This window comes from Vibrio barjaei, from assembly GCF_001639065.2.
In the GTDB taxonomy this organism is placed as follows: Bacteria; Pseudomonadota; Gammaproteobacteria; order Enterobacterales; family Vibrionaceae; genus Vibrio; species Vibrio barjaei.
In genome coordinates this window covers 279,089-304,735 of the sequence record NZ_LQXO02000005.1, presented here as the reverse complement: position 1 = coordinate 304,735, position 25,647 = coordinate 279,089, and the positions used below count along the sequence as shown (strand labels likewise).

Below are 25,647 nucleotides of genomic sequence, written 5' to 3'. Positions count from 1 at the left end.
CGTCCCGTAAAGCGGCACTTTTCTATTTTGATATTGTCACATTCTGTTGACCGAATGTTATAGTAGCGACTCAAATTAAGTATGAAGGACAACATAAAATGGATAAGTTTCTAAAGCTTCTGGCGACCAAACCTAATGACGTCATGTTTGAGCAGACGATGCAGGTGATCGACGAACATTTTGACTTCAGCCCAGTCAGCTTTGTAAACGGAGAAACAGAAAATCAGGCAGGACAAAACAATGGTTCTTGTAAGATTTTTGCTTTTGCGCAGATACAAGGGTTAGACGAGCCATCAACACTGGCTTGCTTCGGCCAGTTCTATCGTGATGACGTGTTAAAGAATCCAGATGGCAGCGACCATGCCAATATTCGCAATTTTATCCAGCATGGCTGGGCTGGCATTCGCTTTGATGGTGTGGCGTTAACAGCGAAGTAAGGTTAAGTGGTGATGGATTTGGTCTGCAATATAGATACTGCAGACCAACAATTTCCGCCACTTTTATTTCATAATTGGATAAGTGAAGAATAATAGGTGAGCCAAATTAAATAAGAAGTGGAATAACACTGTAACCCAAAGTCGTGAACTGTAATGATAAATCAAGCCATAGCCCACACCAGCTAACGTTGCAAAAGAGACCAGTAGTAAACCACCATTAAAGTGCGCTATACCAAATAACAAACTCGCCGCAGCTACGCCCACAATCCAACCAAATCGTTTACTTAGTGATTGCTGTACAAAACCACGAAAGAAGGCTTCTTCTGCTGTACAGGTAAGCAGTAAGTTATTTAACGAAAATAACCACCACCAATAAGGGATTGTGAACTCTGGCTGCAACGCACCTAGTTGCCATGCAATGGGTAACAAGCCAAATAACGGGATTGCGGTAAATAAAACAGCTTTGTAATTAAACGTAGCCTTACTTCCTAAAATAGCCGGATAAGCCAACAACAAACCGAAAAAGATGAACGGCTTGTCAAGGTTTAAGTACATAGTAAACGGGATGCTTTGAGGGCCTGCGATAACAGAATCAAGCACTTTGGCATTGCCGAAGCCTGGCACTAAATGCAAGAAAAGAATCACGCACCAGAGCAGAATAAATAGGTAACTTCCTAATTGCCATTTACGTTCTAGGCTCGGAGTTTTATAAGCGATCGCAAGGCCAGCAAGCAGTGTAATAAAGCCGATTATGTTAAGCCTGTTCTCTATCAAGCCGCCAATCAAACTGATAATAACAAGAGCGATACTAAGTCTAGTTTTATCAATAAAAGCAAATATAATGGCCAAAGAGAGTGGTAGCCAAATCCACATCGAGGTATCTAAAATCATCGAAAGCCTTTAGAAAAATTGCAACACCGAAGTACTTCTTTAAGACAACGTGCAGTTAGGTTCGACACATTAGTAATGTTTAGATTGCCTAAACAGTAAAGCGCCCTGCAAACCAAGGCGCTTTAATTAACATATTCAGTACAGCTAAAGATGGAGTAGCAATAAACTGCAAATACGCTTCTCAGCTCGTACTGCTTGTTTTAGTTCTATTGCTTTACCGCGGCAATTGCAGCATCGTAATTTGGTTCATTGGTGACCTCTGAAACCAACTCACTGTGAATCACTACACCTTCTTTATTCACACACACGATTGCACGAGCTGTCAAACCTCGTAAAGCACCTTCTGGAATTGCCACTCCATAGGTTTCTGCAAAATCTGCGCTACGGAAGGTCGATGCGTGCTGAACATTCTCAATACCTTCAGTTTCACAGAATCGACCAGCGGCAAAAGGTAAATCAGCTGAGATACAGAGCACTTGTGTATCTTCTAGCTGGGCAGCTTCTTCATTGAAACGTCTTACACTGTTTGCACACACAGGCGTGTCAATACTTGGGAAGATATTAAGAATCACATTTTTACCTGAAAGGCTTGATAACGTTAGGTCCGATAGATCAGATGCAGCAAGTGAAAACTCAGGTGCAGAATCACCAGCTACAGGAATCGAACCTGCAATACTTACAGGGTTACCTTGGAAAGTTACTTGTGCCATATTTATACCTTTACTCTCTGTTATGTGAATACATAGATATAACATCTCATTAGCATAACTTGTTCAAGATCAATTTCTCAGATCAGACCTGACACTTCTATACAGACATGATGCTCTTGATATGTGCAAAGCTGCATTTATTAACCAACATACTAGTTCTCGCCTAACATATTTCATGTAAGCCTGTACTGAAGTTGCTGATACAAAAATGGACAGAACTCGTTTTGGAATACCTAACATTCGCAACTTATGTATTCTCTTTTATTAAGCTTATTTACCATTCTCAGAGGAGCTACGTTTCCCTTCGACCTATTTGTTAACTGGTAGCTATCCGTTTACTAGATTTCCCTACGAGTTTGATGTCTGGATGCTTATGAGAAACAATTTCTACACACTCATCGGAGGTTGCAATTAAGTGAGACCATTCATCTTCATAACCAGAAATGAACGTTATTGGACTTTCTTTACTCCATAGATGTCCCTTAATAAGAGCACAGTTTGGGAATCTCTCCCCTACCGCCCAAAGTTCGAGTAAACCACCTTCATCTAGTAGGCGAAATCCACTTACCGACTCAAACATGACATCGTATAAACTCTCAGTTTCTTCATGCAAGACGCTTACTATCAATGCGTAATCTTTATGCCGCTCACTTCCTTCAAGCTCGTAACCACTACCATCCGGATACGTCACTGAAAAATGCCTTCCATTCCATGATAAATCAACGATATATATCGTCCCTTCACTAAATGGAGTGTCCCAATCTTTAACTTCCATATGTCTTATCCTATTCACTGACTCAAGCGACCTAGTGATTATTAGCTGATTTTTCGTCAATTTCTTCGTTCAATATTGCAGCCTTTTTATATCGATTCAATTAGCAACCAATAGTTCGCTTTTAATTAGAGGCACCAAACAGCGCCTCTGAACTCAATAAGAGAATCCAAATTAAACGAGATCAGCGAAAGTTGAACAGCTCTGAGTGAAAGTTTTTTGTGTTGAATTTGATTGCTTTTAGCTGACCAAGCAACGCCTTCCTAAATCCAGCAGGACCGCAGAACCAAATGCTTCGCTGCACAATATCAGGATGTTTTTGGCGTATCTGCTCAATAGACAAAAAAGGGTTCAGCCGATTATCAATTACATGAAACTCAACATTTGCTTTTCTGGCTGCACTTTCCATCTCTATTATCAGAGAAGGCGATGGGCTCTCAGTGCAGTAATAGAAAACAACTCCACCTTTATTTAGTCGTTGAGCGAGCTCATCTAAACGGGCTTTAAACGCCGCACAACCAATCCCTCCTGCAATCCATACTTGCTTATTACTATCGTCAAAATCGAACTTGCCATACGGACCTTCAACTTCGACCTGTTGACCTATTTGAACTTGTTTATGGATGCTGCCAGTAAAGTCGCCAAGAGCCTTAATTAAAAAGCTTACACTGTGCTGTTTACTATCTACGGAAGAGATTGTGAACGGGTGAGGCTCTTCATTGCCAATCTTAATAAACGCAAACTGACCAGCCAAATGACCTCTCCAACTTGGCAGATGGACTGAAAGTCGTGTCGTGTGGTTCTCTTTGCTATAAACCACTTCACTGATAGCGCCAGCATGTTTGTTTTTTCTACCAATCCTCCCGCTAACACTCAAAATGGCCGCCACAACTCCCGCCAGAACAACGACTACAGTGATCGGTGTGATAAAGTTATCCCAGTATGAGTGCTTGAGAAGAATCAGCGAGTGATAACCGATAACGATAAAGGCGATCGCCATCAGTTTATGAGTCCATCTAAAAACCTTATAGCGAACAGGAGCAAATAACGCCATTAACGTTAAGCCGACAAATAGGTACAACGTCCACTCGCCCATTGTTTCGGCACTGCCACGCAAAGGACGAATTAAAGCATAAAAAGAGTCAGGGTCGATGGAAGAAGCGCCACGCTGAGGACGCTCAAGATAACCTGCACTCACCATTTGCTTTGGTACGATGGCAAGTAGCCAGTGAACAGCGCCTATAATAACAGCATAGATTGCTACCCATTTATGCAGGCGATAAGACTTATCTAAACCTCGGGTAAGATTTTCTATTAGTGGCAATCTCAAGGCGAGCAACATTGCTAGAGTTAATAGAAGTACTGAAACGATACCCGTGATTTGGATTAAGGCGCTTCGCCACTGCATAAAGGTTTCGCTGGCAATCAGTGAAGGCTCCGCTTGAAGCCAAATAAAAATGATAGCCAGGACGAGGGCGAGCACCATTGAATAGAGTTTGTTCATAATAACGCTCCTGTTGAGCTTTAACTCTACTCCTTCCAATGTAACCCTACGTCAAGGAGAGTAAATCAATGTAAATACTCATTCACTCTCTTCCACCAGCCGAGTATTGGTCATCTTAGATAAGAGCTCAGCGATTCGATTTCTCATATCGCGCCTATCTACAATCATATCTAAGGCCCCATGTTCCAAAAGAAACTCGCTTTGTTGAAAGTCTTCTGGCAGTTCTTCACGTACGGTTTGCTCGATGACTCTACGTCCAGCGAAGCCAATCCTTGCTTGGGGTTCGCCAATATTAATATCACCTAGCATTGCGATGCTGGCAGATACACAGCCAAATGTTTGGTCAGTGAGAACTGAAATATAAGGTAATCCAGCCATTGAGAGTTGATTCAAAGCGGCACTGGTTTTGGCCATTTGCATCAATGCCATTAAAGATTCTTGCATTCGTGCACCACCACAAGCTGAAAAACACACTAGGCCACAATTGCTATCTCGCGCGACGTTAACAGCGTGAACAAACCGAGCGCCTACTACCGACCCCATAGAACCAGCCATAAACGAAAACTCGAACGCGCAGGCGATAACAGGTAACCCCATAAGCTGTCCCTTTATTGCAACGAGAGCATCTTTCTCCCCAGTTTCTTTTTGTGCTGAAGCTATGCGGTCGGTGTAATGCTTTTTATCTTTAAAACCCAAGATATCCTCTGGCTGATAGTGACTTGCAATTTCAACCTGTTCCTCGATATCTAAGAAACTAGCGAGGCGCCGACGTGCTGTTATTCGCATATGGTGACTACATTTTGGGCATACCTCCAAACTCACTTCTAACACTTTTTTGTAAAGAATGTGGCCGCATTGAGGGCACTTTCTCCACAAACCTTCTGGTATGTTTGCTTTGCGATTACTAACCAGTTTTTTTCTATGTAATAGCTTTTCAAGCCAATTCATGCGCGTTTATACCTTCGTAATTTAACTGATTTCATCATTGTATAAACTCATAATTAGCAATAAAGTATCGATATTGAGTTACTTAATTCAACATTTTGGGACAATAAGTCATGCTTGAGAGAATTGACCAACAATGGCTAAAGAGCTTTCATTGTGTGTATGAAAACATGAGCTTTAAACGTGCCGCAGAGTTTCTCCAATTGCCAACCTCCAATCTCAGTCGCCATATCAGCTTGCTTGAAGAGCGACTTGATACCCGGCTCTTCGATAGAACGACTAGGAAAATTGCGCCAACAAGTGCAGGGGAGCAGCTATATCTACTCACACAGCCACTGCTAAATAAGCTTAATGATGCACTTGAAGAGGTTACGTATCATTCTCAAGAGGCCGTTGGACAGTTGAGAATACTGATGCCCGATTCCCCTGTGTTGGCTAGTGCCGTGGTAAGTTTCTGCGAAAAACACCCCTCAATATCGCTTAGTTGTGATACCAGCGTCAGCCCCAAGGAGGACTTATTCGACGGATTCGATGTGATTTTAAAATTCCATCGAGGGAATCTTGACGATACCAATTTGGTAGCGAGGGAAATTAAGCGCTGGCCTAGTATTGTAGTCGGTGCTCCGGAACTTCTTGATCGTTACCCAATACCCTTTAAGACCACTGACTTACAACACATTCCTTGCATTAGCAGTCTGACCGCCATCAATGGCGAACCGTGGCTTTTCAAAAAGGACAGCGGTGAACGAATTACCCAAAAAGTTAAGTCTTCTTTTAAGGTCAATAGCGGACATCTCGCTAAAACAGGCGCGCTCTCTGGTATAGGGCTGGCAATTCTCCCCAGAGACACATGCCAAAATGAACTGAGTTCTGGTGCTTTGAAAGTGATAGAAATGGAGCATCAACCTGATGACTTGGTGCTATATGCATTTTACGCGTCAAGAAAGCATGTAGCCAACAAGATACCGTTGTTCATTGAACATATTAAGCACTATGCGCATTTTGACGGTTGAATAATACCGTTTCTCTAGTAATACTCCGTTCCGTAAATTCGCTTTCCTATAAAAGACTCAAACCATGAAAAAACCTGTTTTGCTCTTGAGCCTCATACTTATATCTTTCTTTTCATCTGCCTCAACGCTCGATGAGTCTATAGCATCAATTGAGCAACGAATCTCAGGACGCATCGGTGTCTCCGTTTTCGATTCCAGCAATCAACAGCAATGGCACTATCGAGGCAATGAACGGTTTCCTATGATGAGCACGTTTAAAACTCTGGCATGTGCAAAGATGTTGCATGACGCTGACTCCGGAGAGCTAGACAAGAACACTTTGGCTCCCATAACGTCTGACAAACTTATTCCTTGGTCACCGGTCACAGAGAAAATGGTGGGCAGTTCCATTACCATCAACAAAGCTTGTGAAGCGACGATGGAAACGAGCGACAACACCGCTGCTAACATCGTTCTGCATTCCATCGGCGGACCTCAAGCACTCACTGAGTTTCTGCGTTTGAACCAAGATGACGTGACTCGATTAGACCGCATTGAACCAGAGTTAAATCAGGCAGTATCAGGCGATATACGGGATACAACCACACCAAATGCGATGAATACCACGCTGCATCGTCTTCTATTTAAAGGGGCCCTGAATCAAGATTCGAAAAATCAGTTAATGGCTTGGATGCAGGGGAACACGGTTTCAGATTCATTGCTACGATCGATTCTACCGCAAGGATGGTCTATCGCAGACCGCTCTGGTGCAGGAGCTAATGGTTCACGTGGTTTTACTGGTGTTCTTTGGGCTGACAATCGCAATCCATTGATCATCAGCATTTATCTAACCCAAACCGATCTATCGATGTCTGAACGTAACCAGATCATCAACGAAATTGGTGGGTTGATTTTCCAGACGTATGCTATCAAGTAACGAACTAAGCACAGCGCTAACTTAATAGAATGTGTGCCGCCACTATATAGATTCCTCCACTAAGATAGTGGTCGGCATGTTAACTTATTGAAGAGATCTTACGCAGAAGCTCTAAGTCGGCGCTCTATCTGAAATAACCTTACCATCTTTAATAGTAATAATACGTTTAGTACGCTCTGCTAATGCATTGTCGTGAGTAACGATAATGAGTGTTCTGCCTTCCTCATGAAGTTGATTAAACAATGCTTCAATCTCAGCGCCTGACTTCGAGTCCAATGCGCCTGTGGGTTCATCAGCTAGGATAATTTGAGGGTCATTTACCAAGGCTCTAGCAATAGCAACTCGCTGTTTTTGACCACCGGATAATTGGTTCGGTTTGTGGTCAAGGCGATCACCTAGACCCACCTGTTCTAGCAGTCTTGCCGCACGTTGGCGACGCTCTTTGGCTTTAATTCCGCCGTACACCAGAGGTAACGCTACATTGTCGAGTGCGGTAGCATATTCAAGTAAATTGAAGCTTTGGAACACAAAACCAATCTTCTGGTTTCGAATTGCAGCTAGAGCGTTAGCGGTTAGACTCGCGACATTCTGGCCTGCTAATAAAAAGTCCCCATCGCTAGGTTTATCTAGGCAGCCAAGCATGTTCATTAGGGTAGATTTTCCAGAACCCGAAGGACCAAGAATCGACAGGAATTCACCTTGGTTAATGGTTAGGTCAACACCACCTAATGCACGTACTTCCATTTCACCACTAGCGTAGTATTTGCAAATGTTGGTCAGCTCAACAAGCGGCGTGTATGCCAAACTTTGTTTCGCGTTATTGTTACTCACTTTGTAATGCCTCCAACGGGCTGACTTTTGCCGCTCTATTGGCGGGTAACCAAGCTGATGCGACACCGATAATCATTAGGGTAACGATAACAATCGCGACCACAATCCAAGACAATTCAGGAACAGGCTTTCCAAGCTGTTCATAGAACGCATTACCCTCAAGGCTGATAGTGCTAATTGCAGAAATCAGAGCGTAAGTGACACCTAACCCTAACGCACCACCCAGCATCATAGTCATAAGAGATTGAACTAAATAATGAACACGGATAGCCGTAGGAGTTGCTCCCACGGCCATACGAACGCCAATGTCTCGAGTCGAACGCTTTACCGTCGCATACATAACATTGGCAATCCCAACACCCGCCACCGCAAGAGTGACAAAACCAATAATGCCAAGGAAGCTTTGCAAGCCAATAAGAAACTGCTGCATACTTTTTTGCCGTAGGAACATGTCCTCCACTTGAACTACTTGCTCGTCATGGACGCTTGCTCCGTGTTTACGAGCGATGACTTGGCGAATGATTTGCGCCAACCTTTTACGGTCTACATTGGCTTTAGGTTCGACATTTATGCCGCCAATATCTCCATTGGTGTGAAACCGTTGCCAAGTATCCAGCGGTACAAAGCTCGAATAGTTAATACCATCGCCTTGCTCAACTCGTCCGCTATTCTTAGCTAAAACCCCAACCACCGTAAATTCCTCACTGCCAATTTTCACCTTTTTACCAACAGGATCCGCTTGTAAAGTCACAGTCGTAAACCAGTTATAGTCGTCAGTTGGATTAAACAGATCTGCAGCTAGTGAATAGCCAAGCACAATCACTTTACGCATCTGCTTTTGGTCAAGTGGGTTCAACCATCGTCCTCCCGGTAACGGGGTTAGGTTTGTCATCGAGGCAAAATCTGTCGGAACGGCTATCGGCTGTTGCCATGAACCTCGATCGCCAACCGTGATGCTTTCATCCCATTTAGCAGTAGGAGCGACACTGGCTACTTCAGGTAACGCCTTGATAACTTGGACATCCTCTTTTTTAAGCTTGAGAAACTTACCTTGGTGGAAAGCCCCATGGTCGATACTGGCGATACCTCCAGTTAAGTAGATCAAGTTGCCATTGCCATTTTGCGCCGTTTTTAGAACCCCCTGCCGGATACCCTCACCGACGGCAAGCATGGCTGCAATACAAAGCGTTGCCCACGCCACTGCCAATATGGTTAAGCCCAGACGTAGCTTTTCTGCTGACATTTCCTGAAAGATTTGTCTAATTGGTAACAACATCGCTACGCCCTCGCATTTAAGGCAATAACCGGAGTAAGGCGTGAACCTCGCCTCGCGGGGAAGTAAGAGGCCATCAACGCTAAAATCAGAGTAACCAGTAGCGACCAAGCAATGGAGCCTCCGGTTATCACTGGTGTGCCTAACCACTCGGGAAGAGCGATGGAGTTAAGTAGCATCACAGTTGCAAAGGCGAACGCCAACCCTAACACTGTTCCAACGGTAACAAGAATAAGCCCTTCAAGGATAAACTGATTCAGAATCAATTTTTGCGTTGCTCCCACTGCTAAGCGCACACCAATTTCTCTGGTTCTTTCGGTAACAGACAGGAACATAATATTAGCAACACCAAGCGCACCAACTGCCATGGTCATAGCGCCACTTGCGCCCAAGAATATCTGGATCCCTCTAAAGATCCCCTTAATCATGGAAGCACCCTCGCTAAAGTCAGGCATATCAATAGCGTCTCTATCTGTGGGATCAAAATGAAGCAGTTTCGAGTAAAAGTCAGCAACGCTTTTTCTAAACGAATACGCATCCATGCCCTCAATAGGTTTCATCAACAGCATCCAAGGTTTAACGTTCCATAAATCACGATAAGTAGTTTGAGGAATGTACACAGTGCGACTATCACTGAAAAAGCTGCCGGAATCTTCATCTTTGAGCACGCCAATCACCAGAAAAGGAATGCCGTTCACTTTGACGGTATTACCAATTGAGAGACTTCCCATTTTGGCAATTTGGTTACCCAAAACAGCTACACGAGTGTGATTGGCAATATCACTTGGCGAAATATGGCGTGAGGTAGGCTCGAACTTACTTTGCATCAGAGTGAAATAACTCGAATCAATACCGTTTACACTGCTTGATAGGTTCTGCCCTTTTTCATTGGTAACGCTGGCATCCCACTTGGCGTAAACACTCGACACAGCGTCGACAAAGCCGGTATTTTTGATTCTTTCAACTTGCTCTTGGGAAATAGTGATTTGGCGTCTGGAAGGTAAGCCTTGCCACGCCTTGCTGGTGCTCGAGGGAAATGCCACCTGCACATTATTCATCAAGAAAGAGAGCTGTTGAGTTTGGTGACGATAAAAGCCCTCTCCAAGTGCAATCAACACCACCACGGATATTACGCCCCAAGCAATGGCAATAATCGCGAGTGCACTTTTCATGCGGTGCGCCAACAAGGTTTGCCATGTTTGCTGCATCAGATTGGTCATGAATTAAGAGCTCGAGATATCAATACAATAGTGTCGTCATCCAGCTTTCCTGCTGTTTGTAATAAGCCGATACGCTGTCGCCAATAATTGTACAAATTGTTTTGTAGACTGTTTTTGGCTTCAAACAAACTGTTGTGGGCGTTTATCACTTCCGACACTTCCAGCAATCCAGCATCGTATAGTTTCTCTTTACTGCGCAGAACTTTCTCTCGAGATAGCACCAGTTTGTCTGCCATCAGCACTTGATTCCAATTGATCTCCACTTGAGTAAATTGCTGCACCACTCGTTTATGGATATCGTTTTCTACTTTGCGAAAGTCCTGCTTGGCGCTGAGAATATTAAGTGATGCTTCATCTACTTTGGCACGCGTCGAGCCATTAAGGTCAATAGGGACACTCAGGGTAATACCGGCACTAAACTCTCCATCTTTGCGTTGGTCACCACCGTTGTATCCCACATCTCCCTTTAGTGTTGGGTAATAACCACCTTTAGCTGAATCTCTCGCAAATTCGCTCGCTTTAACATTTTGCGCCGCCACCAGCAGCTCTGGACTACTGTCTTTCGCAAGCTTTAACCATTGTTGTTGTGAGTTCACCAACATGGGAGGCTCTTCAAGTGACTCGGTACGAATTTGATCAACACTTTTCGGTGTTTGGTTGATAAGTTCGGCAAGCGTTGCTCTTTTCACTTCTAAGTCAGCCTGCGCACTCAAAATAACAGCTTGTTCAGATACTTGAGTCGCGCGAATCTCTTCTACGTCCACAGATTTTACTTTACCGGCGCGGTAGCGCTTCTCGATAATCTTCAGCAGCTTGTTACCTTCCTCTAGCTTAGACTTAGCCAGTTGAAGGTCTCCCTGCGCACTTGCTACGTCCAAATATGAAGACAACAGTCTTTGCGCCAACTCGTTGTGTGAGCGAGAAAGCTCTAATTGTGCTTTGATGTAATTCGCATTCGCCAGATCTAAATCTGACCATAAACTGCTATCCCAAATGGTTTGAGACAGTGTTGCTCCGTAGCTATTCGAATTGTCTGTCGATTCGCTCCAATTCGCCGAAGCATTCGCACTTAAGCCGGGTAGTAAGGAACTGCGCCTTGCATCAATCCCCACTTCACCCAGTTGCACTCCAATCTTAGCTTTTTCATAATTCGGGTCGTTTTGTTTTGCCTGTTGCCATGCTTGCTCTATAGAAATCGCATAGCTTGGTAAACTCAAGGTGGTAATTAATACCGCACACCCTAATTTCGACAACGATAACTTAGCCATGAGTGACTCCTGCCATCATGCTGTTATCGATAATCTCTTCATTCAATTCGACCCCATCTAGCACCTCTACATTGATGCCATCCGACAGACCGAGTTTCACCGGTTGTGTATGGAAGCCCTGCTCAGAAGTATCGGGTATCAGTACATTTGGTGTCTCACCATTAAATTGCAGTGCTCGCTCTGGCAGTGTTAAGACATTTTCTGACTTTTTCAGGGTAATTTTGGCTGTCGAAGAGAAGCCTGAACGCAGCACAACCTCTTTGGGGATAGATAGCTCACCCACTTCAACGCCAAATCCATTGTCGAAGCTCTTTGCCGATGAGTTACTTGCTGGTGAATTTAAGTTTTCAGACTGAATAGCAACCTTAGTCAGTACTCCGGTAATTTCCACATCAGGGTACGGTGCGACCGTCAATACGACAGGCATCCCGGCAGACAGTTGAGCCGCATCATGTTCGCTGACACTACCTTTGAAAATTAAGCTCTTCATATCCGCTAACGACATCATTGCGGTGGCTTCTTGGCTGGATTGAGTGGAGATAATTGGTTCACCAACCTCTACTTTGCGATTAAGAACAGTGCCATCAATTGGCGCGTATATGGTTGATGTCAAACGAGCATTGCCGATGGAGGCTTCACCGCTGCGGATAAGCTCAAGGTTTTGACGCTTTTGTAGAACATTGGCTTGTGCTGATTTAACTGTCGAACGAGCGCTTACGTACTCATCGTAGTTCTTAGGAATGATGTCCTGTTCAACTAAACTTTTTAGGTTTGCAAGCTTTTGCTTTGCTGATTCAAGCTCGGCTTCACTGCGCATCAAATCGGTTGAAGCATCTGTTAACGCTTGAGGTGTTGGATTAGGGCGAACCTTAATGAGCGGTTGACCTTGTTTGACTTTCTCACCGACGCTGACATAAATCTCACCTACAATGCCATCAATCTGAGATTTGATGGACACTGAGTGAGCAGGCACGATATTACCTACGGCCACCGCCTGTTTCTCAATGGTTCCCGTTTCCACCGTCAGAGTAGGAAAAGCTAACGGCTGATCCGAAGATTGTAGATAGAAATACGCACCACCGCCGAGTAGCGCCACACACACAGCCGACACAATCCAAGTTTTCGCCATTATTCACACCAATTATTGCTACACGAACTTGTGACCAGCTCATGAATATAAAGTTCTAGGATAATAGCGACTTTAGTGCATGAAATTTGTCATGCTTGGTATGGTTTATGTCATCGGTTATAGCGTGACTCTTGTGATTTCAATCATTCAATCTGCGGCGATGTTGGTAATTAAACTAGTAAAAGAGTCATACTACGGTCAACGTAGAGTTCTCCCGTAGAGAATGCCTTTCAGCGATAGGATCTTTCCACTCTTTGTGACATAGACACCACGCTGATCAGAGACCAAGATACTCTTGTTGTTCCCTCGCTGTTGAATAAACAGATTCTTAACATTGAAAGTCTGCTGTCCATGGGCTTGATCTTGTTCTATTTGATAGAAAAAATAATGATTACCCCATCGCAAAAATACACCAAACAACTGCTTAGTTTGCACAACGTGCCCATCAGCATCGTAGCCAACATAGCGCATTTTGGAGCGGCCATTCTTTAGCTCAAGGGTTAGAACATCTGAACCGATGTTTTCATAGGTAACTGCAAATTGATGGGCTCCTTTAGTCATCACGCCAGAAACGATCCCAAACGCCAAAATGGTAAACACCGTCACCATGATCGGTAGCCAAAACTCATACTTCATCTGGCGTCGCCTCCGTTGCTTCTAACGCTTTTTGTTCCTTTGAACACAGTTTTGATTGAAAATCCGAACGGCTAACCTCTTGCCAACCATTCGAGTCCAGCAACACGACTTGTATATCGAAACACTCGATGCCGATACGATGAACATAGATAGCCTCGACTCCGGGCTTAGCAAGTGAAGAGAAATCCGCCATCACCTGTGAATCAAGAGCCGTATTGTCATGGTATACATCAATACCGTTTATCGCGGTTCTCTCCATAAAGAATCCAAGACGAAAAAACAGTGCTATCAACAATATGCTTACAGCAACCCCAGCGCCAGCGCCAAGTGGCGCAAACTGATGGTTGAACGTCAACAGCTTGACCCGTGAATTATGTTTCGAGGGCGAGGTATCGGATGCTTCGATATAGGAATTCACTGCATCTAATTTGGGTTGGTCTGATTTTACTGTTGAGCGATTTTCATCGATGCTTGCATCGAAACCTACTACTTGAACATCGCCTTGTTCAGGGACAACTAAGCAATACCCTTCTTTTTGAACAGTAATGACCTTACAGCAGGAATCTACTTCTAATAGGGCGTTACGAATGTTTTTAATTGCGACATTAAGGGAGCTGTTTGTTACTACCCTCCCCGGCCAACAATGAGTTAGCAGATAATCACGTCCTAACGTTTGTGACCCATTATTCATCAAGTGCTTTAAAATTAAGCACTCTGATAGCGATAACGTAACAACCTTATCGCTAGATTTTTTCGTCAACTTTCGGTTATCAAGATCAATAACTAAATCGTGTCTTTCATGATAGTTCATAAGGTGAGTAAACTTTGTCAATAAACTCACCTTAGAATAACACGTGAATTTATATTACTTTAAAACTTTAAAACTACAACTGCAATTTAAATCCTAACTCACTGACATTAACACCTGCAAAACCTAATTTAACTGCATTAAGTTCATTGGCTATATCAAGAGCATGCTGTTCATCTTTTGCTAAAACAGCGATAGAATAAATTGGTCTAATCATCGCTTTTTGGTTAGCGGTTGGTTTAGCAATAGCTTGGTTCTTTAAATAAGCTGATGTGATTACACCTTTGGAACTCCAATCGACCACTTTTTGCAAATCAGCACTGATTATTTTATCCGCAAAAAGTTGGTCTTCCGGCTCTTTCCAAGACAGTTCAATGGCATAATTTTTAAATGCAACATCCGTATCTAGCCACTTACTACCAATATCTCTAACTTCTGTTATTTCGGCTAGTTCTTTATATTGAAAAGGAAGGTTTCCAATAACTCTCCTTACTTCCTCTTCACTATCGGCTTCCATAACAAACTTAATTATAGGGAATGCTTTGCCACCGATAAAACTCTCCGAAACAAACATATCGTGTATTAATCCAACATCAATAAGATTTGCAAAGGCTTTCTTCTGATTAGGCATGACGTCAAATACGGCTTGTGCGTCTTGTGTTTTCCAAGCTACCGAGACTCCGTATGCTACCGCGTAACAATTTATAGAAAATAAAAAGCTAAAAATAGCTAAAATGATTCGTGTTAGATGATTCATTTAGACGAACTCTCTATTAGTTTCGAATTACTTCGTAAAGATTGGGATCAGCGACAACATCACCAAGATGATTCTCCGGTAGCTGTTCTCTCATTGCGGATATGGCGGTGATGAAATGTTGCTTGCTTTCCCAATTTGCAACATTCACATACATGTAGGTTGCGTCTTTACTCAATGCTTTGTGCAGTGTGGTATTGATGTATCCTGGTTGCTGTACAAGAATGTCTCTGGCACTTTCCCAATACGCTAACGCTTCTATTTCACTAGCAGCGTCAACGGCAAAAGTGTTAATTAGTACAACAGGTTGTGCAGATAAAAAGGGACTAACGGTAAACAAGCTGAGCGTGATCGCTTTTTTAATAAAACTGTTCATGTGGTTCTCCTTTGATTAGAGTTGCATACACTAAACAGAGTAGGAGCCATCAACAAGACTAAAACGAGCTATTTAATATTAATTAATCGCTCAACTATTCGTCAACGTTAAATAAAATAGTTTTGTTGCCAAAAGGAGATCTGAGTAAAAGTCTCCTCTACACTAATTACCTTTTGCATTGTAGCTATCAACTTTTCCGGTAGCCACTTTCCTTTCGACATCCATCTTCTAGGTTGTTCGCTATTACTACATTTCTTATGAACTCAGCTACAATGAAATCGAAAGGTCGTCACGGAGCGTAGCACTCAAACTGATCACTCGAACAACTATTGATGCGTCATTGATATGAGTCATTGCTATAGCTCCGAATTCACAAACGAAAGAAGCCTGTCGCCTCTTCGTACGCGGAGAGAGACCTACATTAAAGTCAAAGGCAGACGGAAGTTTTACAACTGTGCTTTTGATAAGTACTGAATGTGATTCATTTATAACGTGATATACAAGATGGAACACCCATCTGGTGACATGGATTACCCGAAAAGTGCCAATTAACCTCAACCATTCCAACGGGTTCGCACTACATCTTATAAATGTTGAGTTTTGACGTAACGACCTGATTCGCAGCCTCATTAAAGTTCTTCAAGTAAAATACCTATACAATATTGTCGAACAAAGTCGACGTAGAATAGAAAGGGAAATGAACTATACGTTGAACTGGAAACCTAAAAGCATCTGGAAATAAGTACGTTTGTATATCACCATAACTTTTCTACAGAGCCAGAGAAAATATCATCGTTAAGTGCGAAAATGATTTCGTTTCTGAAGGTAAGACTGGTCACTAAGGTGAAGCTATAAAACCCCTACACTATTGCCCAGAAAATCTTTAGCCACTAACCGCTTAAATACACTAAATATGAGTTGGTTTAAAATAGTAGCTCGAAAAATAGAAAATGCCACGTCTAACAATTACCTAGATGTGGCACCTAAACATTGATTTAACCTAGTCTATATATCCCTCTTCTAAAGGGAGAAATTTGCCTACTAAGGGATAATATTACATTGAATAATTGTAGACATCACACCATCTTCAAATACGTTACAGACATCTAATAGACGGTTTGATAGATTTTCTTCTATCAGTAAATTATTTCGATAACTGCTACCTATAGGACCAATCTCGTCTAACACGTCGCTATCTGCAATAAGTACTCTTCCTCCTGAGCTTGCGAATAATTGTGCAGAAGCTTCAAGACCAAACCTCCAACTATCAACATTGTTCATCACACCTAAAGGGAATCGAATTTTCTTACCAGACAGTTCAGTTAACTCGAGCGAAATATTCTTGCCTGTACCAAATTTTCCTGTTTTCGCTTTTAGATTAAAACGTGTAGTCAGGTTAATAGGCGAGTCCAATACTTTAATATCGAAATTTGTAATAAATTCATCTGAAGGTCCATATATATTAACCGGATACATCATAGGTGATAAGTTAGTGTCAATGATGAGTCTTTTACCATAAATATCAAAACCTAAGCTTTGTGACGTTGATTCAACATAAATACGCTCTGAAATATCATGAACCTTCCCAGTTGTATCATCTAACACTAACAGACCCACTTCAAAATCGCGAACCTGATCTACATTATTCGATTTAATACGTCGCACTCCGTCAACAATATATTCATCAGATATAATTACATTAGAAGATATATCTCCGTTGATAACTTCTATATTATTAGCATTGATAGACTCGACGGATATAAATATGTTTTTATTCAATTCAGGATAAGCGTTACTTATGATTTTTATTTGTGTCCCGTCCTGTACATCAGAATCAAAAATTAACGAACCGAACTTATCTACACGAACCTTTGACGCTGAATCTGTTGATACTAAAGTATCATCAAAATCAAATATTGGAATACTTTCCGCATTAAAGTCGTTCGTAGAAAGCAACGGTAACGATTCAAGAATGTAATTTCCCAACAAGGTTAAAGAAAACTTGACATCTTGACCTTGCGATTGAAAAAAACCAAATTTGTGTTCGGGTTTTAATTGCCTACTATCAGATACTCGTATCACCTGAGAATTAACAGAAGAACTACACACAAAGTCCATAACATTATCAACATTGCCATTAACATTGTTATTTACATAAATACCCCTAGAGCTAATTGATATTTGGTCTATTTCCCCAAACCTAAAACCACAAACCTCCATTCTGGGCAATTCAAAAGGGTATATTCTGTGCGACGTTCCATCACCTAGGTTAATAAATTCTAACCAATACCAATAACCATTTCTGTTCTTAACATCAGAAAATATGAACTTATCTCCATAAACTGATTTGTTTTTTTCAACATCGACATTTTCACTTGTACGTAAACGCTTAAATATAAATTCCCCATGCTCTACAATAATATGTTTACTTTTAATATGACGTCCGATTTCCAGAGTCAGTTCAAAATCATTTATATTTTTATCTAAAACCCTAATTTTATTATCAAAAATCTCAACACCTTCTATTGATGCTGAAAGCTTACCCTTTCCTTTATAAGGATACAGGTCAACCACATTCGTTAATTCAGAATAAATTTTATCGGGCAAAGAGATATTTCGAAAATTGATATCCAACCATTCACTGAACGGATTAACCGTAAGCAAAGAACTATTGGACTGCAATTCGCCACTAGATACTGAAATAGTGTAGGTCGCAGGAGCAAGTGACTCAATACGATCTAAGTAACTAAAATAATTGTAATTTTCTCCGTTAATGGAATAAGTCAAAACCTCTTCATCGACCAGGGACAATGAATTTCCTTCATCAATATTAGTGACCGAAGGAATCCATATATTTCCTTCGACCATATCGGCGTTGTTTTTTATTTTAAGAGCGCCTGTATATTCTTTGTTTTTAGCTACATCTATAACTTTCAGAAACTCCCTATCATTAAATTTAATGATCATGCTATAAGTTCCAGCTTTGGGAAATGATACTGAAGTTTGATGCCCTAAAGGGCGATTTTTTGACTTTGAAGTATCTGAATTGACCACCTCAATATATGCATTATTCAATTCAGTTATTTTTATATCCACAACTCCCTCAATATCAGAAAAAACCACTGAACTAACTGACAAGTCATATAAATAGCCTTTATAGAAAAACTCTTGAACAAGAGATTTCCTACTAAAGAAAAAATCAACCGTTTTCTCTGTAGAAATTCCTAGCTCTATCACCGAACCTTCTATATTCTCTAATAGAATTGACCCTGGCTTCTTTGCTACAAGCATATTTTCATTAATTACATCAACTATTCCCTCATCTCCACTATTAAGTTTCAGTGAGTATCCGTCTTCAATTCTAATTACTTCATCGACTTCTGCGTCAACAAAATAAACCGTACCTTTATTAGCATCATAATCCATACCATCACTAATATAATCTCCATCACTCCTACAGCCCCAAAAAAAAACAAGAATTATAGATAAAGAACCAAATTTAAAAAGGTTAAATAGATTATATTTATTCAGATTCATGGTTTAACCTTTCCTTTAGCATTTTAGACCGTGTTATTTCCATTCCACCTTTTTTCTTGAATTCATACTCCATAACTAAATCGGTAATATTAGGGTCATATGTACTAAACGTACAATGGATATTTTTCCCTTTTACTAGGTTGTTGTTACACATGTCCATAAAAGACTCATATGACTGGCAAACTATGGTTTTCACTACTAATTCTCTCGCGACGTTAGAAGACGTAAAGATAACCGCAGCTAAACAGAAAAAAAATACAATATACGCGAATTAATATTAATTAATAGATACATGGGAATAGCTTACACTTATAATGCCTAGATCGGAAAAATGGTTTCTAATGAAAATACTGCTGATATACAAACGTACTGATTTCCAGATTAAATTAGATTGTAGGGCTTTATTGTACTGTTTCCAGTTAGTGCTTTTGTAATGAAGGTTAGTCATGAGGCTACAACGATTAATGGGCGTAGCCGATCAGATCGTAACTTCGTGCTTTAGTTCCATCGATTTTAAGCAACAAAGCTAGTCATAGGTTATGAATTGTAGGTCATTGAGCCTAAATAAAGATACTCAAAGAAATGTGGATATCATTGTGGTCGAACAAAAACCACCATGATATCCACTCAATCTTAATCAGAACATTGAGCAACTTACTTTACTGATTGCGTTTTTTCTTACCCATACCAGCCGGTTTTGCTCGTGGTTTCATGGGTGCGAAATAAGCTTCACTCTGGTCATCATCCACTTCAAATCCCGCAACTTGTTCGCGTTCAAGACAGAACTTATTTTTCTTTTCTATCACTTTAAAATGATGGTAGTCGTCGTAATCGATAAGAGATAAACCAAGACCAACCTCTCCTGCGCGGCCACTGCGCCCGATACGGTGCATATAATCGGCGGGACTGCGTGGCAGGTCAAAGTTGATCACCACCGGTAGCTTTTCAATGTCAAGGCCACGAGCTGCGATGTCGGTTGCGATCAGAACTTGAATGTCGCCAGATTTAAACCCTTCTAGCACACGTGTACGGGCACCCTGCCCTTTATCACCATGGAAAACCTCTGCAGTGATCCCGCGTTTTGATAGCTTTTGTGCTAAATGGTTACAGCTATTTTTGGCATTAACAAAGATTAACGCTTGTCGCCATTGATGCTGTTTGATTAAGTGCGCGAGTACTGCCGTCTTTTGACCTTTATTAACGCTAAAAACACGCTGTACAAGTGTGCTGGCTTCAGCGCTTTGCAGTTGTACTTCAACAGGTTCATTCAGTAAATGCTGCGCCAGAGTTGTCACTTTCTCAGGGAAAGTTGCCGAAAATAATAACGTCTGTTTTTTCTCTGGTAACAAAGCGAGGATATTGTTGAGCTCTTCTGTAAAACCCAAGCTCAACATGCGGTCCGCTTCATCTAACACCAGAGTTTGTACTTGGTCTAGCTTGATAGCATTGCTCGATACCAGATCAAGTAGTCGTCCCGGCGTAGCCACAACAATATCGCTGCCACCACGAAGCGCCAACATCTGAGGGTTCACCGAAACACCACCGAATACCGCAACCGTTTTGATCTCATTTCGCAGATGATATGAGTACGATTTGACGTTATACGCCACCTGCGATGCTAGTTCGCGAGTTGGAACTAGAATTAGGTGAGAAACAGTGTTGCCACGACGACTGTTAGGTTTGTCCTGCTGATAGATTTTTTGCAGAATCGGCAGCGAAAACGCCGCTGTTTTACCAGACCCCGTATTCGCACCACCAACAAGGTCACGCCCTTCAAGTAGGTAAGGTATGGTGTGAGATTGGATTGGAGTCGGTTGGCTGTATTCCAACTCCTCTAGTCGCTCAACTAAGGTTGGAATCAGACCAAGATCGGCGAATGTTGTCGGAGATGTTTTGTCAGTCATTACTGTCTGGGCTCAGGGCTAGATAAAGGCCGTGTATCTTAGTCTATTTACGACGTTGACGTTAGTAAAAATGAAATAAACCCGTCGTTTTAACCACATCCCCAAAGCATAGCTATCAAAATGATAACCTCGTTATCGCCACTAGCTATCAACTTGACACCTTCTTACTCCTTCGACGTTAACGGTTAATTATCACTAGGCCCTGAGATCCGCCTGCTCACAAATCCATCAATCAAAATTAATTATTACCATCGCAAAACTCCAACAAGCCTCTAAAAAGCTCAACGTAATAATTGGTTATCAAAGCTCTTGGAACATAACTTGCTCTATTGCTGACGAATTTATTAAGTGGTGAATAGAAGGACGTAGTATGAAGTTAACATATGAAGTTGAGGATAAACCGCCATTTGGAACATCGTTACTATTAGCATTTCAACATATGCTGGCGGCTATGGGGGCAATCATTGCGGTGCCTCTGGTTGTAGGAAGTGCCATTGGCCTTCCGACTAATGAAATGATTGTCTTAGTTAATGCAGCGTTACTGGTATCGGGAGTCGTTACTATCATCCAATGTAAAGGCGTTGGGGTAATAGGCATTAGACTTCCGGTTGTTATGGGCACAAGCTTTACGTTTGTTGCTATCTCCATATCTATTGGGCTTGAGTCTGGAGTCTCGGCTATTTTCGGTGCCGCGTTAGTTGGCTCGTTAGTTATGATTGTCGGCTCTAAATTTATGCCGCAAATACGCAAACTCTTCCCCCCTGTCGTTTCAGGAACAGTGGTTGTATTAATTGGTCTTACGATACTTCCTGTCGGTATTGACTGGATTGCAGGAGGGTTTGTTGGTCAAGAAGATTATGGGAAAATTGAGAATCTAGCTCTTGGCACCTTCGTGTTGCTGTTGATCATTGCAATCTCAAGCTTTGGTAAGGGTATCTTCAGTGCGGCTTCTATCGTTATTGGGATAGCCGTTGGTTATATGATTGCTTTGGCTTTTGGTCAGGTCGATTTTACTCCAGTTAAAGAGGCAACTGTCTTTGCTGCTCCTGACCTGCTGCCTTTTGGTATTGAGTTTACCGTGGCTGGTATCATTGGGATGTCTATTGCCTACTTAGTGACTATTATGGAGTCTACCGGGGATTTCTTGGCATTAAGTGATGCAACTAAAACCAAACTGACTGGTAAAAAGCTTTCGAGCGGTATCCTTTGTGATGGAGTGGGAAGCGCTTTGGCATCAATCGTTGGTACCACACCGTTTTCTTCATTTAGCCAAAATGTTGGTATTGTCTCGATTACCGGAGTAGCAAGCCGCCATGTGGTTGCCTTTACGGGCGTAATTATGGTGTGTGCCGGATTGATTCCTAAGATTGGCGGTTTGGTGGTAACCATTCCTAGCAGCGTGTTAGGTGGCGCTGGCATCGTTATGTTCTCAATGATCATCTCATCCGGTATCAACATTCTGTCTCGTCTGAACTTTACCAAACGCGATATGTTGATTGTTGCCCTAGGTGTCGCCGCCGGAATGACAGTAACTATTCGCCCAGAAACGTTGACCTACTTCCCTGATTCTTTAAGAGTCATACTAGGCTCAGGAATCACCACAGGATCATTAGTTGCTCTTGGTCTCAATTTGATCTTGAAAGTAGACGTGACTGATGAAATCGAAAGTGCCGAAGAGAAGAAAGTGCTGTTTGATGAGTCATTCAAACAAACGAAAAATATGGCAGAGCTTGAGTCTGAGAAAGCGAAAACGGTAGGGGTGGAATTAGATTAGAGCAAAACAATAAAACACAGCACTCATCTTTTCCATGCTAAAGGAGCTATCTCGACAAATGTAGTTATTTTTTCGCCCTAGTGCGCGTTGAGTGTCATTAGGGCGTTTCAATTCTTCTATCCTAATACTTGCAGCTATGAGCATTATAGATAGGTTGCTGCCTATGCTGAAATGATGACAAATCAATTCAGTCGAACAACATCCCAAAAAACTCCTCTCTAGACTCGGAACTGCTGTCTCTATGAGTATGATATTCAACGTGAGATTTTATGTCCGCGGAAGGAGAAAGCTTGATGCACCAAAGCGATTTAACTTGATTTGGAATGATGGAATATCGAACGTCGATGACTCGTGTCTTGTCATCAGGGTCTTGTGCAACATATCCGTTAGAAAACCATCGAAAGCGTTCGACATCGATAGCTTGTTGTGAGTTAGGATCGAGCCAAGGAAAATCTCTATTCACATCAAGTTTAGGTACGGATTCTCCAGGATATATTTTCACTGTACTTCCTACTCTGACTGCATCGACGTAATATCGATCGTTGGTTTCGTAGACAACTTTCCAGAGTAGTATGTTGGCAAAGCTTGGCTTGGCCTCGAGTTTAATCGGGGTATGCTGTCTTTCGCTAGCCAACTGCCAACCTGCTGCTTCCGCTCGGTCTCTTTGAATCATGCCTATCGTTGGGTACACAACAGCCCACAAAAAAGCCAGTCGTGCTAACCATGTATTACGCTTGAACGTTGCTAAAGCGACTAATATCAAAATAGGCAGCGTATAAACAGGATCAATGACCGAGACCGTACTCCATGCAAAACGCTCATTGGTAAACGGCCACAACAATTGAGTACCATAACTAGTACAAGAGTCCAATAGTGCATGAGTGCTATATCCTAACGCGCAATAGAGCCAACTTTGTTTAAAGGAAAGCCCGCGTCTTTTAGCAATCAAAGGGTGTAGCACCCAAGCACAAATTAAACTACCGATAGGAATGAAGAACAGCGAATGTGTGAATTGGCGATGAAACTCTAAGAACAACAAAGGGTCATCATGCGAGCGTATAAGCACATCTAAGTCAGGGGACATTCCCGCAAGCAGACCCAATATACCAGCAACGACTATATGTTGTTTTCTAGTTAATGATTGTGACAAAGAGGCACCTAGCACTCCTTGGGATAATGGATCCATGATTAACTCATTGATTGTATTCGGCTCATGTATACAGCATAGATGCTGCTTAGCTAGAAAATCGAGTGACTAATCGTTTTTATTTAATTGTTATTAACGAGGACACTGAGAAGAGTCCTATTGGTACCAAAACCACCATGTTTGAGCCAATCTAAATCTTCAACGCTAAGTCGCTTTACAACAAACCTATGATTTTTCGACTGAAACCTTACCATCTCGCCAAAAAAGGGTTATACATAACCTTATATAAATCTAATAAATGAAAAAGTCATGACGCTTAAGGAAATCCTCCACGTTCGCAATGTGCGCTACTTCTTAATGTTTCGAAGCAGCTATTTTGCGCGTTTTTATTATCCAGTTTTCACCCTACTCTATCTGGACTATGGCTTAACACTATCGCAGTTTGCAATGCTCAATGTGATTTGGGCTGCTACCATCGTTCTTGCGGAAGTGCCGTCAGGAGCCTTTGCCGACACTTTAGGTCGCAAGAAGCTTGTGGTGCTATCTTCGATTATCATGTTCGTTGAAATCGCAATGATAGCCTTTGTTCCAACGGGTAATCCGAGTTTGGTATTCGCGGTCTTTCTGGTTAACCGGATATTAAGTGGCTTGGCCATGGCCCTAGCTAGTGGTGCCGACGAAGCTTTGGCATACGACACCTTGAAGGATCAAGGTAAGGAAGATGCTTGGCCTCATGTGTTGCAGATTCAAATACGAGTGGCGTCTGCGGTGGGTATCTTCGTTACGCTGATAGGGGCTGCTATGTATGATGTCGATGTCATGGGCTCTGTTTACCAGTTGTTTGGATGGACAGCGCCCGAGAGCACACAAGACATTATGCGTATTCCGGTCTACGCCACTTTGATCGTAGCCATGGTCGCTATTTACGCAGCATTCAATATGCAAGAAGACAAAAAGCCTATGCCTAAAAGTGGCGATAAACTAGCAACAACGTTAGCAAGCTTAAAATTGACGCTCAATACTGGCAAGTGGGTTATGTCGACACCTTATGTGTTGTTCATTTTGCTCTACTACAGTCTTTTCGAGCACACCTCACGCATGTTTCTCACCATGAATAGTCAGTATTATCGCGCCATCGATATTCCTATTATTTACATTGGATTTATTGGCGCTGGCGTGAGTATTTTTAAGATACTCTTTGCAGGACAAAGTCGTCGCTTTGCCGAAAGTTTGGCACCTAAAAAGTTCATCGCGATCATGGGAATAGCGACTATTGCGACCTACTACTTTATTAGCTTAGGTTGGTCAATTTATGGCGTAATTCCGGCGCTGGTACTGATCTTTATCATCATGACGATGAACATCTTTATTAGTTACCATCTCAATAGAAAAACCGAATCACACAACCGCGCAACCGTTCTGAGCTTCAAAGGACTGATGTTTAACTTGGGGTATGGCTCTATTGGGGTGTTGTACGCGTACTACTATAAACTGGTCTCTCAAGGCTACAGCCAAGAGCAAATTGAGCAAGGTGTTGACTTTATCGCTTCACTCTCCTCGTTCGTCTACTACTTCGCGTTTTTATTTATCCTGATAAGTGTGTGGTTTCATTTTAAAGATAGAAAAAAAGCGATTTTTGAATAACCTACACTACTTTTTCTATAGGCCACCAAGCCTACAACCTCGGCACTGAACTGGCATTCTCTTATGAAAGGAATGCCAGTTTTGCGACTTGTGAGTGTTCGCTTATCTATTAGCCGTAAAGGTGTTGCTAGTGAGACAACATAACCGCTATTATTAAC

Annotated in this window: 22 protein-coding genes; 5 read left to right on the top strand and 17 right to left on the bottom strand. The window is 42.1% G+C overall.

Features of this window, described 5'->3' with window-relative positions; translation table 11 throughout:
- Positions 1-98 precede the first annotated feature (98 nt).
- Positions 99-437, top strand: coding sequence for a HopJ type III effector protein (locus tag AWH66_RS02340; protein WP_063605092.1), 339 nt, complete (start codon positions 99-101; stop codon positions 435-437).
- 63 nt (positions 438-500) lie between these two features.
- Here the strand turns inward: AWH66_RS02340 and AWH66_RS02335 are convergent, their stop codons facing one another.
- From AWH66_RS02335 to accD, 5 genes are all read right to left on the bottom strand, one after another.
- Positions 501-1,328, bottom strand: a complete 828-nt coding sequence (locus AWH66_RS02335) for a CPBP family intramembrane glutamic endopeptidase (protein ID WP_063605091.1) — start codon at positions 1,326-1,328, stop codon at positions 501-503.
- A gap of 206 nt (positions 1,329-1,534) precedes the next feature.
- Positions 1,535-2,038 carry a thiol peroxidase gene (gene tpx / locus AWH66_RS02330; protein ID WP_063605090.1) on the bottom strand — a complete coding sequence of 168 codons (504 nt, stop codon included), beginning with the start codon at positions 2,036-2,038 and terminating at the stop codon, positions 1,535-1,537.
- 316 nt (positions 2,039-2,354) lie between these two features.
- Positions 2,355-2,831, bottom strand: a complete 477-nt coding sequence (locus AWH66_RS02325; protein WP_240495587.1) for a hypothetical protein — start codon at positions 2,829-2,831, stop codon at positions 2,355-2,357.
- A gap of 163 nt (positions 2,832-2,994) precedes the next feature.
- A complete protein-coding gene (locus AWH66_RS02320; RefSeq protein ID WP_063605088.1) occupies positions 2,995-4,314 on the bottom strand; it encodes a ferredoxin reductase family protein in 1,320 nt (439 codons plus the stop codon).
- Between the two features lie 78 nt (positions 4,315-4,392).
- A complete protein-coding gene (accD, locus tag AWH66_RS02315) occupies positions 4,393-5,262 on the bottom strand; it encodes an acetyl-CoA carboxylase, carboxyltransferase subunit beta (protein ID WP_063605087.1) in 870 nt (289 codons plus the stop codon).
- Positions 5,263-5,372: 110 nt separating this feature from the next.
- On the opposite strand from accD, the gene AWH66_RS02310 reads away from it, so the two are divergent.
- Positions 5,373-6,272 carry a LysR family transcriptional regulator gene (locus AWH66_RS02310; protein WP_063605086.1) on the top strand — a complete coding sequence of 300 codons (900 nt, stop codon included), beginning with the start codon at positions 5,373-5,375 and terminating at the stop codon, positions 6,270-6,272.
- 64 nt (positions 6,273-6,336) lie between these two features.
- On the top strand, positions 6,337-7,188 hold the full coding sequence (gene bla / locus AWH66_RS02305; RefSeq protein ID WP_063605085.1) for a class A beta-lactamase: 852 nt from the start codon (positions 6,337-6,339) through the stop codon (positions 7,186-7,188).
- Between the two features lie 111 nt (positions 7,189-7,299).
- Here bla and AWH66_RS02300 read toward each other — a convergent pair whose 3' ends face one another.
- The 11 genes from AWH66_RS02300 to AWH66_RS02250 all read right to left on the bottom strand — a co-directional run bounded on the left by AWH66_RS02300 (position 7,300) and on the right by AWH66_RS02250 (position 20,924).
- On the bottom strand, positions 7,300-7,992 hold the full coding sequence (locus tag AWH66_RS02300) for an ABC transporter ATP-binding protein (protein WP_063605167.1): 693 nt from the start codon (positions 7,990-7,992) through the stop codon (positions 7,300-7,302).
- A gap of 19 nt (positions 7,993-8,011) precedes the next feature.
- On the bottom strand, positions 8,012-9,295 hold the full coding sequence (locus AWH66_RS02295) for an ABC transporter permease (RefSeq protein WP_063605084.1): 1,284 nt from the start codon (positions 9,293-9,295) through the stop codon (positions 8,012-8,014).
- A 2-nt stretch (positions 9,296-9,297) separates the two neighbouring features.
- Positions 9,298-10,512: an ABC transporter permease gene (locus tag AWH66_RS02290; RefSeq protein WP_063605083.1), complete on the bottom strand. Its 1,215-nt coding sequence runs from the start codon at positions 10,510-10,512 to the stop codon at positions 9,298-9,300.
- Entirely contained in the window at positions 10,509-11,780 is a 1,272-nt protein-coding gene (locus AWH66_RS02285; RefSeq protein ID WP_063605082.1) for a TolC family protein, read from the bottom strand. The genes AWH66_RS02290 and AWH66_RS02285 overlap by 4 nt, the downstream gene beginning before the upstream one ends.
- A complete protein-coding gene (locus AWH66_RS02280) occupies positions 11,773-12,909 on the bottom strand; it encodes an efflux RND transporter periplasmic adaptor subunit (protein WP_063605081.1) in 1,137 nt (378 codons plus the stop codon). The genes AWH66_RS02285 and AWH66_RS02280 overlap by 8 nt, the downstream gene beginning before the upstream one ends.
- A 198-nt stretch (positions 12,910-13,107) precedes the next feature.
- Positions 13,108-13,545, bottom strand: coding sequence for a hypothetical protein (locus AWH66_RS02275; RefSeq protein ID WP_063605080.1), 438 nt, complete (start codon positions 13,543-13,545; stop codon positions 13,108-13,110).
- Entirely contained in the window at positions 13,535-14,377 is an 843-nt protein-coding gene (locus AWH66_RS02270) for a winged helix-turn-helix domain-containing protein (RefSeq protein ID WP_240495586.1), read from the bottom strand. Before AWH66_RS02270 ends, AWH66_RS02275 begins: the two co-directional genes overlap by 11 nt.
- Before the next feature lie 52 nt (positions 14,378-14,429).
- Positions 14,430-15,110 (bottom strand): hypothetical protein, encoded by a 681-nt coding sequence (locus AWH66_RS02265; RefSeq protein WP_063605078.1) that lies wholly within the window; start codon positions 15,108-15,110, stop codon positions 14,430-14,432.
- 16 nt (positions 15,111-15,126) lie between these two features.
- Positions 15,127-15,483, bottom strand: a complete 357-nt coding sequence (locus AWH66_RS02260) for an antibiotic biosynthesis monooxygenase family protein (protein WP_063605077.1) — start codon at positions 15,481-15,483, stop codon at positions 15,127-15,129.
- A 1,041-nt stretch (positions 15,484-16,524) separates the two neighbouring features.
- Positions 16,525-19,020: a hypothetical protein gene (locus AWH66_RS02255; RefSeq protein ID WP_063605076.1), complete on the bottom strand. Its 2,496-nt coding sequence runs from the start codon at positions 19,018-19,020 to the stop codon at positions 16,525-16,527.
- 659 nt (positions 19,021-19,679) lie between these two features.
- Positions 19,680-20,924 carry a DEAD/DEAH box helicase gene (locus AWH66_RS02250; RefSeq protein ID WP_063605075.1) on the bottom strand — a complete coding sequence of 415 codons (1,245 nt, stop codon included), beginning with the start codon at positions 20,922-20,924 and terminating at the stop codon, positions 19,680-19,682.
- Between the two features lie 370 nt (positions 20,925-21,294).
- On the opposite strand from AWH66_RS02250, the gene AWH66_RS02245 reads away from it, so the two are divergent.
- Positions 21,295-22,698, top strand: coding sequence for a uracil-xanthine permease family protein (locus AWH66_RS02245; RefSeq protein WP_063605074.1), 1,404 nt, complete (start codon positions 21,295-21,297; stop codon positions 22,696-22,698).
- Positions 22,699-22,885: 187 nt separating this feature from the next.
- On the opposite strand, the gene AWH66_RS02240 is transcribed toward AWH66_RS02245, so the two are convergent.
- Positions 22,886-23,884 carry a metal-dependent hydrolase gene (locus AWH66_RS02240; protein ID WP_063605073.1) on the bottom strand — a complete coding sequence of 333 codons (999 nt, stop codon included), beginning with the start codon at positions 23,882-23,884 and terminating at the stop codon, positions 22,886-22,888.
- Positions 23,885-24,154: 270 nt separating this feature from the next.
- On the opposite strand from AWH66_RS02240, the gene AWH66_RS02235 reads away from it, so the two are divergent.
- Positions 24,155-25,489: an MFS transporter gene (locus AWH66_RS02235; RefSeq protein ID WP_063605072.1), complete on the top strand. Its 1,335-nt coding sequence runs from the start codon at positions 24,155-24,157 to the stop codon at positions 25,487-25,489.
- The last annotated feature ends 158 nt before the right edge of the window (positions 25,490-25,647 follow it).

Coding starts and splice junctions, on each gene's coding strand:
- AWH66_RS02340 (WP_063605092.1), top strand. CDS start 99: ATGGATAAGTTTCTAAAGCTTCTGGCGACCAAACCTAATGACGTCATG.
- AWH66_RS02335 (WP_063605091.1), bottom strand. CDS start 1,328: ATGATTTTAGATACCTCGATGTGGATTTGGCTACCACTCTCTTTGGCC.
- tpx (WP_063605090.1), bottom strand. CDS start 2,038: ATGGCACAAGTAACTTTCCAAGGTAACCCTGTAAGTATTGCAGGTTCG.
- AWH66_RS02320 (WP_063605088.1), bottom strand. CDS start 4,314: ATGAACAAACTCTATTCAATGGTGCTCGCCCTCGTCCTGGCTATCATT.
- accD (WP_063605087.1), bottom strand. CDS start 5,262: ATGAATTGGCTTGAAAAGCTATTACATAGAAAAAAACTGGTTAGTAAT.
- AWH66_RS02310 (WP_063605086.1), top strand. CDS start 5,373: ATGCTTGAGAGAATTGACCAACAATGGCTAAAGAGCTTTCATTGTGTG.
- bla (WP_063605085.1), top strand. CDS start 6,337: ATGAAAAAACCTGTTTTGCTCTTGAGCCTCATACTTATATCTTTCTTT.
- AWH66_RS02295 (WP_063605084.1), bottom strand. CDS start 9,295: ATGTTGTTACCAATTAGACAAATCTTTCAGGAAATGTCAGCAGAAAAG.
- AWH66_RS02290 (WP_063605083.1), bottom strand. CDS start 10,512: ATGACCAATCTGATGCAGCAAACATGGCAAACCTTGTTGGCGCACCGC.
- AWH66_RS02285 (WP_063605082.1), bottom strand. CDS start 11,780: ATGGCTAAGTTATCGTTGTCGAAATTAGGGTGTGCGGTATTAATTACC.
- AWH66_RS02280 (WP_063605081.1), bottom strand. CDS start 12,909: ATGGCGAAAACTTGGATTGTGTCGGCTGTGTGTGTGGCGCTACTCGGC.
- AWH66_RS02275 (WP_063605080.1), bottom strand. CDS start 13,545: ATGAAGTATGAGTTTTGGCTACCGATCATGGTGACGGTGTTTACCATT.
- AWH66_RS02265 (WP_063605078.1), bottom strand. CDS start 15,110: ATGAATCATCTAACACGAATCATTTTAGCTATTTTTAGCTTTTTATTT.
- AWH66_RS02260 (WP_063605077.1), bottom strand. CDS start 15,483: ATGAACAGTTTTATTAAAAAAGCGATCACGCTCAGCTTGTTTACCGTT.
- AWH66_RS02255 (WP_063605076.1), bottom strand. CDS start 19,020: ATGAATCTGAATAAATATAATCTATTTAACCTTTTTAAATTTGGTTCT.
- AWH66_RS02250 (WP_063605075.1), bottom strand. CDS start 20,924: ATGACTGACAAAACATCTCCGACAACATTCGCCGATCTTGGTCTGATT.
- AWH66_RS02245 (WP_063605074.1), top strand. CDS start 21,295: ATGAAGTTAACATATGAAGTTGAGGATAAACCGCCATTTGGAACATCG.
- AWH66_RS02240 (WP_063605073.1), bottom strand. CDS start 23,884: ATGGATCCATTATCCCAAGGAGTGCTAGGTGCCTCTTTGTCACAATCA.
- AWH66_RS02235 (WP_063605072.1), top strand. CDS start 24,155: ATGACGCTTAAGGAAATCCTCCACGTTCGCAATGTGCGCTACTTCTTA.